Consider the following 17,207-nt stretch of genomic DNA (forward strand, 5'->3'; position numbering starts at 1 on the left):
TTTTAAGGTTTAACGGTATGCTGTTTTTGTGAATAAAAGAAAGCGTGTGCATAAATAAAAGGAGCGGACGGACATGAAAGTAAAAGCGCAGACAGAACCATTAACTCAAAGACAGCTATTCAGTATGAAAAGCACTACATTAGAGCAAAAAATCATCAGCTATTTCCAACACACAAAAGATACGGCATCGGTAATTGAGTATCTGGTTGTGGTCATGTTGCGGAATGCGTTAATTTGCGGTGACTATTCGTTCTTATGCAGAGAGTTAGTTTGTGATTTGTTCATGACCGCGGCGCCAAGCGATGTGCTGCGCAAGTATTGTAGTTATTTCAAAGATTATTTTGAAAAAGGCGGACAATGGGAGAAAGTCATTGGACGTCTATTTAGCAATAAGAAGGAATACTATCGTTTTTCTGAGGAAACTCGTTTATATAAAAAGCTTTTGGATACTCCAGGAACGAGAGCATGCAAGCATTCAGAACTTGATCTGCGTTTAGTATCCGTTTTTGAAGATGCCACTGGCAAAAAGCATACGCTGACGATCCGAGATGCGGATGAAACGCGCACAAAAGCCGAAGTTGCTGAAATCTTAGAAATTCTAACGACGTTGAGCATTTTCAAAAAAGCGGATGGCGTACGCCGCTTTGTAAAATTTGTCAAAGTCGCTCGCCCAGGAACGAAGGATACGTTTGAGGAAGAAGTCTTGCAGGAAGTTGTACAGCAAGAAGAAACAGGGGTGGAGTCTACTCAAATTACTGAAGCGGAGGAAACAACTGTTGAGACATTAAAGATCATTGCGCCAGCAGGTGTTGATCCAAGTAAATTGAGTGAAGCAGAAGTATTGGCATTGGTTCAAGTGGTTCGACCAGAAGTGAGGAGTTTAGCGGATATCCGTGTGGTCTTTGTGAAGGAAGAGGAGGAGCCGCCAATCGAGCAGTCAGAAATTCAACGTCGACTCGCTGGGACTGCGTCCAGTTCTGTTGTCCCGCACCCACAGACCCGAAATCAAGGACAACTACCAAAAGAATCCAATACTATCGGGCTTGCCGATCCGCCGAAAAGTACCAAGCAACGGCATAGGCCGCTTACGAATAAACAAGCCTATGTACAAGATCTGATTAATAAATGGAAACAGTGATAGCAGACCATTTTCCATTTAAGTGACTAATTTTTGGCTCGTGTTAATTACTTACAAACAAAATAACCTAAGGAGAGCTGTCTCCCTAGGTTATTTTTGCTGTCAAACTGGCTGCTGGTAGTTTTTGTAGTAGAAGATCGCCAGCTGGGTGCGGTCGCGAACTTCCAATTTCTCCAGCAGCTGACTGATATTGTTTCGAACGGTTCCTTCACTTAGAAATAATTCTTTGGCGATTTCCTTGTTGTTCTTGCCATTGGCAACTTGCAGCAGGATGGATCGTTCTCTTTCTGAGAGCGGGTATTCATGTTCATTGAAGGCAGAACGTCCTTCTCTCAAAAAGGTATTTAGCTTGCCGACAATCTCTGTTCCAAAAACCGATTGTCCATTATTTACGGCCTTGATTGCCGGTAAGATTGAGGCCAAATCTTGCTTGATCAGATACCCCTTGATTCCGATCGATAAGGCTTCGCGAATATAATTATCATCAGAAAAGGTCGTCAATAATAGAATTGCTGCCTCTGGATGGTGCTTAAAAATTTCTTTGGCGGCGTCGATACCGGTGTTTTCCCCCATTCGAATATCGGTTAGCAAGACATCCGGTTTTTCTTTTAGGTAAAGAGAAACCGCCTCATTCGCAGAGTAAGCACTGCCCACCACTTTTATTTCCCCCGTTGATTCTAAAATCGTTGACAATGATTCCGTTACTAAACGGTCATCGTCTACGACAGCGACTCGAATCATATATTTTCCTCCTTCGATAAAAAGATAATCAATGAAAAAGTATCTTCATGTGTATTTATACTTAATTTTCCGCCCACTTCATTCATTCGTTGCCGCATATTCATAATACCAATCCCCGAACCTGTCTGATCATTAGTTACGATCACCCCATCATTTTTTATTTCAATGCAGTAAAAAGCAGTTAAGCGCTCAAAGCTGATTGAAACAAAGCTCGCCTGACTATGTTTCATGATATTTGAAAGTGCTTCTTTCAGCACCATCAATAATACTTTGTTTTGCTGATTCGATAGATCACGAGGAATTTCTCCCCTAAATTCCACCGGACAAAAATGAAAGTCTTGAATCAACAGCTTGCTGATCTCATCCAAATTGACCGACTCGTGATGGAGGTTATGGACACTCTCGCGAATGTTGCTCATGCCATCGTTGATCGTCGATTTCAATTGACTCAATGGATGAATCAGCTGCTGTTTTTGATTAATCGTTTCGATCGCACTGACTTGGATGATCGCACTGGATAAGAAATGACCGACATTGTCATGGACATCCCGCGCGATGCGATTGCGCTCTTCAGAAATTTGCAGGTTAAGCAGACTTTCCTGAGAATCCAACAACTCCGCATTTTTCTTTTCGAGCAATTTTTGTTTCTCCCAACTCTCATCCTGCATCTCAAGCAAAGACTTCTCTAACGTTCGATTGCTTTGTTCCTTAAGGTTCAACAAAATGGCGATCATCGAGAGACTGAAAATGATCAGTTGAAAAAGCGGAGAGAAACTCTCTCTAATAAATAGCGGAACAATGAATAGGAAACAAACAATCAATAGAAGTGTTGATTTCCTTTGAAAAGCGATTTTTAGTGTTCCCGGCAGAAAGAATAAAAAGCTGGGCCAGATACTGCTGAGTAAAAGCAGCGAGACTAGCGAAATAAAACGACTCTGCTCATTTTCGAAAAAGATACTAGGAGCGATCACGATCAGACTGATCAATAAGAAAATGATAGAGCTGACTAAAGATTCTTTTATAACTAACAGAATAAGACCTGTTATTAACAAAAATGAGTATTCGAAATAAAAAATCTGTTTGTAATTCACAGTACATCCTCCAAAAAAGTGACAAATGTCATGGCGATTTAGACTTTTTTCACTAAATATTAACAATTAATTTCATTATATTCATATTATATTAAAAAAATAAAAGAAAAACAAAAGGTTTTTAAGATGAAAATTATTGAGGTTGTAAATTTAACGAAACGCATCAGCAATAAAATGGTGCTGAATCATTTTGAAATGAGCCTAAATGCTGGAGAAACAGTGGTTTTATTAGGTCCTAGCGGAAGCGGCAAAACAACTTTGCTGGAATGCATTTTGGAAAATGAAAAATACGATCGCGGCGAAATTAAACTTTTTAATAAAAAAATTTCGCAGGAAAAGAGTTTAAAAAATAAAATTGGACTCATTCCCCAAGAATCGGCTTTCTTTTATGAATTCTCCGTCGCGGAAAATTTAGCTTTCTTCTGCCGGTTATATATTCATGACAAAAATAAATGCAAAGAAAACGTGGACGACGTATTGCAGCTGACCAGTCTGGAAAGTATTAAGGATCGTCAAGCGGCCAAGCTAGATAAGAATCAGCAGAAATTACTGAACATCGCTTGCGGTATCGTCCATAAACCAGAGGTGATCTTGTTCGATGAACCGTTTCTAGGTTTAGATATGGAAAATAAAAAACAAGTGATTCAGCTGATCAAGCAGTTTAAGCAACGTAAGCAGGCTGTTTTATATACATCCAGCATCGCAGACAATATTGAACAAATCTGTGATCGCATCATTATTATCAATCAGGGAAATCTGATTGCTGAAGGAACACAAAAACAATTGCGGGGGATGGTAACGGAGAAGGAGAAAATTTTCTTTGAAGTCTCATTGTTAACGGAAGAAGATCTTAAAAATTTATCTGCTCTTCCCGGTGTTTTAGACAGTCATTACGAAGCCGAAAAAATTACGTTTACTGTCAATAGCAAGAATAAAAGCTTGTTTCAAATTATGGATTATTTTGAACAGGCAGAGATTTATTATTCTAACCTAGAGATACAGGAAAGTTCATTAAGTGAAATCTTGTTTGAATTGACTGGTATTTCGATTAAGGAGGGGTAGATTGTTTAACTATTTATTAGCTGCCCGTCTAAAGCTGCTGATCAGACAAAAGGAATTGATCTTTTGGACATTGGCCTTTCCCATTTTTCTAGGGTTGCTTTTCTATTTGGGACTAACCAATACGTATCAGGCCGATATCTCCAATGAATATGCGATTGGGATTGTTGGCGAAGATTCCATGACTGCGAATGATTTTACGACGGCATTAACGGAGGAAACGTCCTCAAATTTTGTTTATGATTTTCAGTTTGTTTCTAGAAAAGAAGCGGAAGAAAATCTGCGGCAGGGAAAAATGATCAGCTACTTTGAGATCGAAGGTCCGCAGACAATCCAACTTGTAACAAAGGCTCAAGGCATGATCCAAAGAAAATTAAAGCTAGAAAGAGATCAGTATCTGCAAGAGAAACAATCGAATGAATCAAGTGCCAATCTGACATTTACGGCTAAAAAAGAAACCAGAGGAACAATCAATTACCGCAATTTTTATTTTTTTACTTTAATCGGAATGGCGATCGGATACGGCATGGTCTGGGGTGTCTACTTGGTCAATGATCTGAAACAAAAGGGTCTCCAAAGCAGACTGAGAGCTTCGCGCTTATCAAACACCGAAGCGATGATCACTCGAATAGCGGCAGCCTTCATTATTTTATTTACGGAAGTTCTACTATTAATTGGTTTCTTCAGGATCATCTTTCAAATCGAATTCACGATGTCTCTTACAAAGCTATTACTGCTTTGCATAACAGCAATAGGCGCGAGCCTGTCATTGGGCGCTCTGTTAGGAACAGTCATGAGTCGATTCAAAACGGAGGCGGCGATCTTTCTAGGGATCTCATTGAGTACTTGGATGGGCTGTTTAGCCGGGATGTTCAATTCAATGGGAGCAAAGAATTGGATTGATCAGAATGCTGAGATTTTAGGCAAGATCAATCTAGTCAACGTAGTCAGCGAAAGTCTCTTTTATCTAAATTATTCTCTTACGGCTGACATTTTTTATAAAAATATAGTTTATCTTTTAGGACTCACTATTGTTTTTAGTCTGAGTACTTACTTTTGTCAGAAAAGAGTGATGATATGACGATTTATCAAGCGATTTTTAAAGTCTTCAGCCGAAATAAATATCGATTGATCGTCAGCATTCTGATTATGCTGGGTGTCACTGTTTTCTATCACTTCGAACTGCCTGATAGTGACTCAACGCAGCAAGAGGTCATGCGCCTTGGTCTTCAGGATCAAGACCAATCGGCTGAAAGTGCTGCATTAACAGACTATTTGCAAGAAAACGCCAACATCAAAGTAATTCCAAGAAAAGCTCAAACAATCGAAGCGAACTATTTTGAAGAAATCGATTATTACTTAACGATTCCGCAGAACTTTTCCGCGAGCCTGAAACAGCAGCGGGAAATCGAGCTGACTTATACAGCAACGGCGAACCAGCTGGCAAAAGAATATGTCGAAAAAGCTGTCGGGCAATTTATTCAGGTTTATCAACGAAATCAAACAACAGCGAGTGACTCAAAAAGCCTATTGACTCAGACGGTGAATGAGTTAAGCAAAACAGAGGGTTTACAAAAAATGACTAAGCCAAAAAAAGTAGAGGTCAGCAATTATGTGAATGTTCTGGGCTATTGTTTGTTCTTCACGATCTTTTCTGGCTATTGCATCGTCAGCATTTCCTTTAATCAGCGCGAGCTGCAGGCAAGAATCTTACAGGGACGGCTGACAGCTAAGCAGCTTTTTACAAAACTTTCATTAGGAGTCTTTCTCTATTCCTTTTTCTTATTGATCGTTTTCACGCTGCTGACACTATTTTTTAATTATTCTCAGTATGGGCAATCACTTCCTTTGTACTTGTTAAATACCTTGTTTTTCTATTTTAGTATCGTCAGTTTCTCGATGATGATCTGCGGTATTTTTTCTAAAGCCAAAATTTTAAATGGGATCAAGGATGTCTATATTACCGGGATTTGTTTTATCAGTGGTCTGTTAATACCGATCGATTACCTATCCAAAGGGGTGCAGGACATTGCATCCTTAACGCTCGTCTATTGGTTTGCGAGAAACAATCGATTGATCGAATCCGTCTCAATGTTTGATGAAACATTTTACAAAGCTTTTTTAAGCAATCTGGGGGTTGTGGCCGCTTTTTCAATTCTTTTTGGAGTGATCTATTTAATTACTTTGAAAGAAAAAGGGGTCTTAGTCATAGAACAATCACTAAAAAGGATGGGAGTAAAGGAATGAGTTTTGCTAAAGGAGGAAACTATGAAAAAGAGGAAACTATCAACACTGCTTTGTTTATTGCTGATGGTATTGGCAAACATCGTACCATTGATCGCTACTGCTGAAACAACCACATCATCTGATCAAATGGCAACCAGCTCCACAAAAAAAGTCGAGAAAGAACCGGCAGCAAGCAGTGAGGCGATTCCGCCAGAGGAAACAAGCAACGAAGAAAAAATCAAAAAGACAAGCGAAGCAACGGAACAATCCGAGGAAAGTACCAGCGATTCGCAAGCGGAAGAACCCAAAAAAGAGGAAGATACGCTATCACCTAAACCAAGAGCAGCTAAGTTCTTGATCGAAGGAACAGATATCGATGCGAAATTTGCTCAATATCTGCGAACCAATATGTCCGTCCAAGATAAGGGCGGCGGTTGGAGCGGGTATGGAAAGGCTCAAGACCAACTAACCGATGAAATGATGGCTGAACTGACCCTGATTAAATTCGATTATCGTTTTACAGGAATGGACAGTCTGAAAGGAATCGAATATGCGACCAATTTGGTTACTTTGGAAGCACCGTCGACTTATATCAATAGTATTGATATTACTAAGAATACCAAGTTGGAAACAGTCAATCTTAATAATACAAATATTTCGGTCTTAGACGTTAGCAAGAATATCAAATTGACGTCATTGTACTGCTACACTACAAAAATATCCAGTTTAGACATTTCCAAAAATAAAGATTTAGAGATAGTAGATTGTTCAAATGGTGACTTGGCCAACTTTACGATAAATGAGAAGTTATCAAAACTAAAGAGCCTAGACCTAAATAACAATCCCAAGCTAATTACAGTAAATTTGTCTAACGCAGAAAATTTAGAAAAATTGGAAATTCAAGTTTGTTTTAATTTAACAGGATTAGATATAAGCAAACTAACAAAATTAACTTATCTAGATTGTAATGCTTGTTACGACATAAAGACGATAGATGTAAGAAAAAATATTGAATTAACATACGTAGATTGTTCAGGTTGTCGAATTAGCGGTGGAATAGATGTTAGTTTGAACCCAAAATTAGAACAATTATATTGTGACGATAATGGGAACAACTTTAGTGAATTAAAAGCAACAAATAATCCAGTTTTAAAGATAATTAATTGTAGTTCAAATGACATGAGGAATAACTTCGATATCAGCGGAGCTCCCGCGGTGGAAACATTAATAGCCAATAATGCGCATTTGGAAAGTATTGATCTTAGCCAAAATACAAAATTGACTTATTTGGATATTCAAAACAATCTATTGCCAGCAGTGGATGTAACTAAGCAGCCTGATCTGAGACATTTCAATTGTCGACAAAATAGTATTCCTGAGCTTAATCTGAAAAATAATAAAAAGTTGGAATTCTTGGATAGCACTTTTAACAAACAGACTGAGTTGGATGTTTCTGAGAATAAAGCATTGACCACGTTAAAATTTGGGAAAAATCAACTATCTGCTATAGATGTCAGTAACAATCCTGAATTAAAAACTTTAACGTTTGAACAAAATAAATTCGAAACACTGCCCGACCTAACGATTAATCAAAAATTACAAGAGTTAGATTTTGGGGTAAATCATATTCGTGATATTACAAGGCTTAAAAATTTGCCTAATTTGAGTTCAATGGAAGGTGGGAGACAAGAGTTTACCATATTAACCAAGGAAATTGTTGATGGAAAACATGATTTTGTTTTGAAAACAACGAATAATACAGGATTATCTGCTTCAAATGTGGATCTTCCAGGATCGCCAACGTTCTCTATTGCAGGAGATACTGTGAAAGCCGCGAATCTTGAACCACATAATATAACTACTAATAGAAGTTATACGTTTGCGTACAATTCAAGCCAGTTAGCAGAAGGGACCGGGTATAAAAGTTTTTCTGGAACCGTTCGATTTATAACTGTTAGTGAGTTAGAAACTAAACTTGTTCCAGATAAAACACAAGTTGTTTCTGGTGAACGTGTGAAATGGACTTGGACTACAACAAATGTCACTCAAATAAATGCTTCGCAAGTTACCCATAAGATCAACTTACCGACAGGATTAGTGATCGATGAGTCAACGATTAATTTTGGAGGCAGCATTCGTGACATGACTTACATTGACGGAAGCAGAAAAAGAACACTGCAAAAAACTGACACAATTGTTGTTACGTTTGAAACGATTGCTACGGGAAATGTAGGTCAGGTGCTTGAAGGAAAGGCCGATAATACTTGGTATGACAACAATGCAGCAGATTATTATGATGTGTCCGGAAAAGGATCGGTGACAATCAAAGCACCAGAGCAATTCAAGGTAAACATCGAAAAACTGGATTTTGATGATAAATCAACACCACTTAAAGACGTAAAATTTGAACTATTTAAAGACAACGGTTCAGGTGGTTGGACCTCTCAAGGTATAAAAACAACGGATCAAGATGGAAAAGTCGGTTATATCGGTTTACTAGCTGGAAAATATAAGTTGGTCGAGGTTTCGACTATCGACGGCTATCAAATGGGCGGAGAACAGCTGATCGACATCCCAAATGATGTGCCAGCCAATCAGGATACCTTGAACTTGAAGGTTTACAACAAAAAGAAAACAAAACTACCTCAAACTGGCGGAACTGGAAGCATTCTAATTCATCTGCTTGGTGTACTCACACTGTTCAGTGGATTCGTGTTCTATCAGCAAAAAATTAGTTGGGGGGAGAAATAAATGAAGCAGAGCAAACTATTAATGAAACTATTTAGTGTGTTTCTATTACTTTCAGTATTTATTCAACCTCAACTAACCAATGCGGCAGAAGGAAACAGTCAGATTATTTTTCATAATTTATCGGAGAAGAATGACGTCACATATCGTGTGTTTGATGTAACTGAGAAATATTCAACTATTACTCAAAATGGGCACTCCGAGGATACAGCCAAAGAAAAAATATTTGAGCTAGGCACTCTTGCAGCGAATGAAGCCAAGTCGGTAACAAGTTTTACCACGACTTATGATGCGTTGCTACAAGAACACGGCATTGCCCGCTTTACGCTAGAGAATAGTAAAACGTATCTGATCCTTGAACACAATACAGAGGATCAAACCGATAAGATCGTGACCATGCCGATTATTTTGACTATTCCTAAAGAAGATTTAGGTCAAACCTACGATCTATATGGGAAGCCGGTCACGTATTCTAGAAATTTTTCTTTTAAAAAGATTTCAAGTGATAAAAGTAATGGGGAGCAGTTCTTAGGAAAAGCGGCCTTTATCCTTTCGAAGCAGATCAATGGAAAAACCTTCTATCTAGGTGAACAAGCATTGATCGGTGTTCAGCATTGGATTGAATCAAAAGCAGAAGCGAAAAGCTTTGTATCCAATGAGCAGGGCGAAGTGGCATTCAATATCGGCTTGACTACGGGAACCTATTCAGTCGAAGAAATCAAAGCTCCAGAAGGCTACCAAATCACAGAGGAAGCAACGAGTATCGAAGTCGTTATTCCGAATAACTACAATAAAGAGATTTCGATTGTTGTAGGGAAACAAGCTTTTGTCACAAATGATGCACGAGTAGAAAATAATCCAGTAAAAAATTTGCCGAATACGCAAGAGGATGCTGGTAGCTATATAACGCAAATAAAAAGATATGCACGACGAGTATTACCAAAAACAGGTGAGGCTCGGAATCACTACATTCTTTTAGGGGCGGCAATTTTAGCAATTGCTGGATTATTGATGATTTATTTAAAAAAAGGGAGAGAGAAGTATGAAAAGTAAAGTGTGGAAAAAAATAGTATGTACCGCTCTAATCGGAGCAACCTGTGTTTCAAGTTTGTTTGCTTTAGGAAGCAAATCCGTTGAGGCAGCGACACCGAAAGATACAGTTAGCGTGGAAATCTTCAAATTAGAAAAAGGAAGCGGCGCAGATATTACCAATACTGGGGAGGTTCAAACAACGACTGGGCATAATGTATTCAGTCCATCAAAAGGAGCAGTCGGTTTTACGTTATATGATGCAACTTCTTGGATAGCGGTAAAAGCTAGTACAACAGTTGATAAATTGACCACTACACAATTGAACTCTTATATTGATCAACTTATTACTTTGGCAAATACACATAAAACGGGAACAAACGGTGCTTATAATGATGGAACCTTCTCACCAACAATGGGAATTAAGAAGGTAGAGCAAATCAATGCATTAAGTTATCCAAATGGAAGTGTTACGTTTAATAATGTTGACAATAAAAATAGAGTTTACATTGCTTTAGAAACGAAAAAGCCAGCAGTTGTAACAGAAGCATCTGTTCCGTTAGTTTTTGCTTTACCAATGACTAAAGTTGATGGAACAGGTTTTCTTGATGCTGTTAAATTGTACGCAAAAAATGAGATATCTACTGAAAAAACAAAAGTTTTGAAAAAAACCGGGGTTGCACTTGATGGTACTGAAATTGATTTACCAAATGCATCCTTCGCTATTTACAAAGGAACCCCTGGATCAGGAACAAAAGTTTCTAGTGGAATTAAAACAAGTGCTAGTGGTGAAATCAGCATGGACAAAGCTTATGCACAAGGAACGTATTACTTAGTCGAAGAAAGTGTTCCAGATCCATATTTGGTTAGTCCAAAAGCACTGAATGATGCAAACAATGAATTACGATTCAAAATTGATAATAGTGGGTATGTTTTCTTAGATAAGACGGGTGCAGCAACTAGCAAAACAGTAATGAGCTTAAAAGACTACGCGAAACCTGGCGGGGAAAAAGACTCGAATGAAGCTGGCAAAGCGAAAGAGATTGGTTCAGAAGTAGAATATACAGCGACAATTGACGTTCCTCAGGATGTAGCTGATTGGAAAACAGAAGCTGGCAAATTAGCGGCATTAAAATTCTTGGATACACCTTCTAACGGATTAACGTACAAGCGTCAATCATTAGTAGTAAAGGATGGCGCAACAACGCTAAAAGTTGGGACGGACTATCACTTTGAATATCAAGGAACAAAAGATGTAAATGAAGGCTTCTATATCAACTTGTTCGATGATTTGACTGGAAAAGTAATCAACCCAGCGCTTGCAGGAAAGAAATTAACTCTAACTTATAGCATGACTGTTACCAAAGATGCAGTTGTTGAATCAGCGGTTAAAAACAATTGGGAAATCAAATACAACAATGGACCAGAAAATGAAACAAGTAAAAATATTCCAAACAAACCAGTCGTTGTAACGACTGGCGGACACAAGTTCAAAAAAGTTGGCGATGATGGTACAACACCATTACCTGGGGCTAAGTTCATTGTCAGCCAAGGAACGAATTACTTTGAAGGTTATGATACAGACGGCGTTACACCGAAATGGACCACAACAAAAGCGAATGCATTCAAATTTGAAACAACTGCTACAGGATTGTTTGAAGTCAAAGGCTTTGCTGAAGGAACGTATACTTTAGAAGAAGTTGAAGCGCCTACGGATTATCAATTAGCGAAAGAAACGATTGATTTTACAATCATCGCACCTACCTTTAATGCGGATGGTTCATTGAAAACACCATGATCTTATGGTGATGCAGCAAAATTAATGTCTATCAAAAACAAAAAGAAATCTAAATTACCAGTTACCGGTGGTATGGGAACAATTGCCTTTGCTGTAGCCGGATTAGCGATTCTTTCAGGCGGAGTAATCTTCTACCGTAAAAAAATTGCTTAATGCGTAAACAGTAATTCGTGATGGGAGCAAGTTGGGTCGTACCGGCTTGTTCCCAAAACTTTATCAAATGGGAAGGAAGCGGAAGCAATGAAAGACAAAAAGTTATTCTATAAAGTCTGCTTCTTTCTGATTATTTTTGTTGGACTGGCTATTTTGTTTTATCCGACGGTCTCGAATTATTTACAAGTCCGTTCGCAAAAATTAGAAATTATCAAACACGATGCTAAGGTAACCAGCTTAAAGGAAACTGAGAGAGAAGAGATTAAGAAAAAGGCCAAGCAGCATAACGAAAAGAAAAAGAACAGCACGAAGCTGGTAGTTGATGCTTTTGATGATAAGAAGGAAACTGAAGCGGAGAGCGATGGTTTTTACGACTATATCGCGGAGATGATCGGCCCGGTCGTCGCGACGCTTGAGATTGACAAGCTATCCTTAGAAGTACCGATCTATCAAGGAACCAGCGAAGAGGTCTTGCAGCGGGGAATCGGAATTTTAGAATCCGGTTCATTACCTACTGGCGGAACAGGGACACATACGGTTCTAACTGGGCATCGTGGTCTGCCGCAAGCGAAGCTCTTTACTGATCTGCCGAAATTAAAATTGAAGGATCAATTCGTGATTGATTTCTTGGATGAGAAACTCGCCTATGAGGTGGATCAGATAAAGACAGTCGAACCGGAAGACCTAGATGCACTCAGTATTGATCCAACGAAAGATTACGCGACGTTGATTACTTGCACACCCTATATGGTGAACTCGCATCGTTTATTGGTCCGCGGACATCGTGTGCCATACGTTGAAAGTAAAGCGAAGAAAGCACAAAACAAGCAAAAACAAAACCAAAAGATGTATTTGATTGTGGGGGCTGCTGTTTTAATCGTATTACTGCTCTTTCTTTTGTATCGCAGAAAAAGAAAGAAGCAGGCTAGCTAGAAAGAGGTGAATGACTGTATGAAAGTGTTGATTTTAACAAAGAATATCACGGCGGAGCAAAAGTTGCAGGAACGGCTGCAGTATTTAGGACACGAGGTTTTTTGTACCCAGCAGAGTGTCGCCGATTTTACTAATCCGCTCTATACAAAGGTGCTGTTTAATATTTTTGAATCGGTGGTCATCAGCGAAACAATTTCGCAGCGGGAAAGTGTCGAGACCATCCGCTTTTTCAATCAAAAAAAATATGATATTACGATTTTAAGAAAAGTCGAGCAGCTTCATGAAGAGTTAGAAGCTGAGGAGGTTGAGTGCCTGCACACGGAAGCGACGATTGAGGAATTGAGAGAAAAATTTCAAGAGCGGCAGCGAGTCGGCCAAGACTTTGAACAGGCGGAAAAATTATTTTTCAGCAATGTCGAGTTTGAACGCCTGAATTTCTCAAAAAATGAACGAAAAGTAATCGAAGCGCTTTACGAATCTCCCGGCAAATGTGTCGCTCGCAATACGCTGTGCGAATATTTATGGCGAGCAGGAGCGACCAACTCCAATTTGTCTCAAATGTCTGTATTGATTAATAAAATCAAAGAAAAATGCAAACGGGCAGACATTAGCGAGAATGCTATCAAAACGATTTGGGGTCAAGGCTACACTATTGATCGTCAGTTTTCTTCGTTTTTAGCGGAAAGACATTTTTTCGAAAAAGCCAATTAACGGCAGCTAGTCATAAGAATATCTAGGAATCTCTCAACTACATATTTGATCGATGGGCGTTGTCTGATGACTGGATATTCTTTTTATTTCCTTTTTTATTTGTTTTGTATTTATAAAATGTATTTTTTTTGAAGGATAGTGACAATTTGTTTTAATTTTACTTTATCTGTCGTAGTAATTAGGCTATACTATATCTTTAAGATGAGACCGTGTTTAAGCTGGGAAATCAGCATAAACGCAGGTATAAGAAAGAATCTAAAAAAACAAAAGAGTTTTATTAAAAAGTGTGAGGTTGATAGCAGGAGGAGTGTAGAAAATGATTAAAATCGAAAATTTGGTAAAGCATTACGGGAAATTTAAGGCACTAGATCATTTGGATTTGCAAGTAGAAAAAGGAGACATCTTAGGATTGTTAGGACCCAACGGGAGTGGGAAATCCACCACGATCAACTGTGTTCTTTCGCTGCTGTCCTATGATAGCGGCAGTATCAAGATTTTTGGGGAAGAGATGGGCCCAGAAAAGTACAATATCAAACAAAAAATCGGCGTCGTTCCACAGGAGATCGCCCTTTTCGAAGAATTGAATGTGACGGATAATATTCAGTATTTTTGTGGACTCTACATTCAAGAAAAGGCCAAGCGGGAGCAATATGTGGAAGAAGTGATTCAATTAGTTGGTTTAGAAGAGTTTCGCAAATTTTATCCTAAACAGTTGAGTGGGGGATTAAAACGGCGTCTAAATATTGCCTGCGGGATCGTGCATAAACCGGAATTGATTTTCTTAGACGAACCGACAGTTGCCGTTGACCCGCAAAGTCGGAATAAGATTTTGGATAGTATCAAAGAATTGAATCGCCAAGGTGCGACGATCGTTTATACAACGCATTATATGGAAGAAGTAGAGATCCTTTGCAACAATATCGTGATTATTGATCAGGGCAAGGTCATTGCCGAAGGAACCAAGGAACAGCTGAAGAATCGGGTTCGTGAGAATGAGAAGCTGGTGATCGAAGCACCAGGACTACGTGAAGAACAGATTCAGCTGATCGGCAAGATGTCTAATGTGATCGAAGCCGTTTATGACGAGACTTATCTGACGGTAACGACCAAAGCGATGAAGGAAACGCTGCTGCCGATCCTAAATTATTTTGAAATAGAAAAGATTTCTTACACCAATATCCATACCCTTGAAGCCACGCTGAACGATGTCTTCTTGGAGATCACCGGGAAAGAGTTGAGAGACTAGGAGGGAGGACGCGACATGTTTATTCGTTTATTTATTTACCGGCTTCGTGTCTTGCTGAGAAATCGGAGTCTGCTTTTTTGGACATTCGCTTTCCCAATCGTTTTAGGATTGCTGTTCAATTTGGCCTTTGGAAATTTGGATGAGATCATGGGGTTGGAGACATCTAAAGTAGGGATTGTTTCCACCGACCAAACTAAATCCGATCAATTTGAAACGGTATTAAAAGAAATCAAAGATGATGGGAAAGTCATTTTTAAAAGTAAAAAAATGACTGAGCAAGAAGCGAAAGCGCAGTTGGCGGATGATAAGATTTCTGGCTATTTTGAGATAAACGCCAAAAAAATCGAATTGTTTGTCAGTAAAAGCGGTACGCAACAGACCGTTTTAAAGGAACTGTTGAATCAATATTTACAAAATACTGATAAAGTTGAAACCCTGTTGGCTTCTGGAACGGTTCAGCCGCAGGCGATCAGCCAAGCACTGGAGCAGCAGAACTTCGTCAAAGATGGGAACGGGACAGGGAATTTTAACTTGAAATCATTCTACTTCTTTACCTTAGTGGGAATGACTGTGATGTATGGTTTCATGTGGGGATTACGCAATGCCAATGACCAACAGGCAAATCAATCGCCGGAAGGTATGCGTTTATGTTTGATACCGCGCAACAAACTGTTTGTATCATTTGCCAATATGCTGGCCAGTTTTGTTTTATTCTTTGTTCAAATTGTTTTGATCTTACTATTTTATCGTTTTGTGTATCAAGTCGAGTTTGGCGATCACTGGAATTACATTCTGCTGGTCTGTGCCTTTGGGGCTTTTACCGCTATATCATTTGGCACGTTGATCGGCAATCTATTCTCAAAATTAGATTTCCAACAGAAGATATCGATCGGTATCTCGATTTCGATGATCATGAGTTTCTTAGCTGGAATGATGGGTTCGCAATCGATTAAATATTGGATCGATGTCCATCTGCCTTTGCTGGGACGAATCAATATTGTTAATTTGATCAGTGAAAGCCTGTATCAATTGTTTTATTATCAATCCTTGCGACCGTTTTATTACAACCTCGCTTGGTTGGCAGGCTTTGCGGCCTTGTTCATTCTGTTAAATTATTCTTTTGAAAGGAAGGTGCAATATGACCACTTATAGAGCGATTTTGCAAATTCTGAAAAAGAATAAGGGCAGTCTTTTACTTGGCGTGATCATCATGGCGATCATTACCATGTTCTATGCCGGGCAGATGACAAAAGATGCGGAAGAGCTGACGGGTGCAAAGATTGCCATCCTGTCAGAAGACGACTCCGCGATTGAAAAGGGGTTTGTGGATTATTTAGGGAAACAGCACACGATCGTAAAACTGAAAGATACCTCGCAAAAGAGTCTAGATGACGCGTTGTATTTTGACGAAGTGGAATATATTTTAGAAATACCAAAAGACTTCTCTGAAAAATTAGCCAATGGCGAGCGAGTGAAGCTGGCAAGCAAAACACGGCCTGCGACTTTTTCTCAATCGTTAGTGGATACGACGGTAAATAATTATCTGAACACCTATTTGACCTATCAAAAACAAATGCCTGCTCAAAATCAACAAGAATTGTTGCAAATGACCAAGAAGACGTTAAGCAAAGATGGCAAGGTTCATTTTGATTCTACTTACCATAAAAAGCAAAAGCAAAGTGTTAGCGGACAGATTTACAACTTACTAGCATACGGGATGTTCTTATCGATCTTTAGCGGATATGCCGCAGTCAATTTAGCGTTTAATCGAGAGGAAATACGACAACGGAATAGTTGTTCACCTGTTTCGCGCCGTAAATTAGCTCGCAGAATCTCAACTGGTAATTTGGCTTATGCAGTTTTCTGCTGGGTACTCTTTGTCGCGTTCGTGGTGGTGATCACGAAGGGCAGTTTCGATCAAGTGATGGGCTATTTCATTTTGAATACAGTCGCCTTTTTTATACCGATAATCAGTTTCTCAATCATGATCACCAGTGTTTTGCAAAACGAAGACGCCATTGCAGGTATCAATAATATTTTCATCATGGGAAGTTGTTTCGTCGGCGGGATCTTTGTACCAGGGGAGTTTTTACCAGATATCGTCAACAAGATCGCGGCGTTTACACCAACCTATTGGTTTGCGCAAAACAATGAGCTGATCGGCAAGACCGTCGATTTTAATCAGAAATTTATGGACAAATTCCTTTTCCAATCAGGAATGCTGCTGGTTTTCGCGGCAGTCTTCTGGGTGATTCATTTAATCACTATGCGGGAGAAAGGCAGCTTTTCATTTAAAAAAGCACGAGCTTAACCAATAAAAAATCGTTCTAGAAT

Annotated in this window: 15 protein-coding genes; 13 read left to right on the forward strand and 2 right to left on the reverse strand. The window is 39.1% G+C overall.

Annotated features, from left to right (window positions below; genetic code table 11):
- Positions 1-73: 73 nt before the first annotated feature.
- Entirely contained in the window at positions 74-1,138 is a 1,065-nt protein-coding gene (locus I585_RS17215; RefSeq protein ID WP_010740758.1) for a DUF2922 family protein, read from the forward strand.
- A 102-nt stretch (positions 1,139-1,240) separates the two neighbouring features.
- On the opposite strand, the gene I585_RS17220 is transcribed toward I585_RS17215, so the two are convergent.
- Together I585_RS17220 and I585_RS17225 are read right to left on the reverse strand one after the other, a co-directional pair.
- Positions 1,241-1,879 (reverse strand): response regulator transcription factor, encoded by a 639-nt coding sequence (locus tag I585_RS17220; protein WP_010740757.1) that lies wholly within the window; start codon positions 1,877-1,879, stop codon positions 1,241-1,243.
- The gene (locus I585_RS17225) at positions 1,876-2,970 is read right to left on the reverse strand and encodes a sensor histidine kinase (protein WP_010740756.1); all 1,095 of its coding nucleotides are present in this window, start codon (positions 2,968-2,970) and stop codon (positions 1,876-1,878) included. Before I585_RS17225 ends, I585_RS17220 begins: the two co-directional genes overlap by 4 nt.
- 126 nt (positions 2,971-3,096) lie before the next feature.
- Between I585_RS17225 and I585_RS17230 the strand changes: the two genes are divergently transcribed.
- From I585_RS17230 to I585_RS17280, 12 genes are all read left to right on the forward strand, one after another.
- A complete protein-coding gene (locus I585_RS17230) occupies positions 3,097-4,032 on the forward strand; it encodes an ABC transporter ATP-binding protein (protein WP_010740755.1) in 936 nt (311 codons plus the stop codon).
- Position 4,033: 1 nt separating this feature from the next.
- The gene (locus I585_RS17235) at positions 4,034-5,110 is read left to right on the forward strand and encodes an ABC transporter permease (RefSeq protein WP_010740754.1); all 1,077 of its coding nucleotides are present in this window, start codon (positions 4,034-4,036) and stop codon (positions 5,108-5,110) included.
- Complete coding sequence (locus tag I585_RS17240) at positions 5,086-6,276, forward strand: ABC transporter permease (protein WP_147284188.1); 1,191 nt, start codon at positions 5,086-5,088, stop codon at positions 6,274-6,276. The genes I585_RS17235 and I585_RS17240 overlap by 25 nt, the downstream gene beginning before the upstream one ends.
- Before the next feature lie 21 nt (positions 6,277-6,297).
- Positions 6,298-9,006: a SpaA isopeptide-forming pilin-related protein gene (locus I585_RS17245; RefSeq protein ID WP_010740752.1), complete on the forward strand. Its 2,709-nt coding sequence runs from the start codon at positions 6,298-6,300 to the stop codon at positions 9,004-9,006.
- Complete coding sequence (locus tag I585_RS17250; protein WP_010740751.1) at positions 9,007-10,056, forward strand: pilin N-terminal domain-containing protein; 1,050 nt, start codon at positions 9,007-9,009, stop codon at positions 10,054-10,056.
- Positions 10,046-11,830, forward strand: a complete 1,785-nt coding sequence (locus I585_RS17255) for a SpaA isopeptide-forming pilin-related protein (RefSeq protein ID WP_010740750.1) — start codon at positions 10,046-10,048, stop codon at positions 11,828-11,830. The genes I585_RS17250 and I585_RS17255 overlap by 11 nt, the downstream gene beginning before the upstream one ends.
- Before the next feature lie 24 nt (positions 11,831-11,854).
- Positions 11,855-11,983 (forward strand): LPXTG cell wall anchor domain-containing protein, encoded by a 129-nt coding sequence (locus tag I585_RS22990; protein ID WP_081631762.1) that lies wholly within the window; start codon positions 11,855-11,857, stop codon positions 11,981-11,983.
- 87 nt (positions 11,984-12,070) lie between these two features.
- Entirely contained in the window at positions 12,071-12,916 is an 846-nt protein-coding gene (locus tag I585_RS17260; protein WP_010740749.1) for a class C sortase, read from the forward strand.
- A gap of 18 nt (positions 12,917-12,934) precedes the next feature.
- Entirely contained in the window at positions 12,935-13,627 is a 693-nt protein-coding gene (locus I585_RS17265) for a winged helix-turn-helix domain-containing protein (protein WP_010740748.1), read from the forward strand.
- Positions 13,628-13,943: 316 nt separating this feature from the next.
- Positions 13,944-14,873 carry an ABC transporter ATP-binding protein gene (locus tag I585_RS17270; RefSeq protein WP_010740747.1) on the forward strand — a complete coding sequence of 310 codons (930 nt, stop codon included), beginning with the start codon at positions 13,944-13,946 and terminating at the stop codon, positions 14,871-14,873.
- 15 nt (positions 14,874-14,888) lie between these two features.
- A complete protein-coding gene (locus tag I585_RS17275; protein WP_010740746.1) occupies positions 14,889-16,025 on the forward strand; it encodes an ABC transporter permease in 1,137 nt (378 codons plus the stop codon).
- Complete coding sequence (locus I585_RS17280; protein WP_010740745.1) at positions 16,012-17,184, forward strand: ABC transporter permease; 1,173 nt, start codon at positions 16,012-16,014, stop codon at positions 17,182-17,184. The genes I585_RS17275 and I585_RS17280 overlap by 14 nt, the downstream gene beginning before the upstream one ends.
- Positions 17,185-17,207 lie beyond the last annotated feature (23 nt).

Source organism: Enterococcus malodoratus ATCC 43197 (assembly GCF_000407185.1).
Taxonomy (GTDB): Bacteria; Bacillota; Bacilli; order Lactobacillales; family Enterococcaceae; genus Enterococcus_A; species Enterococcus_A malodoratus.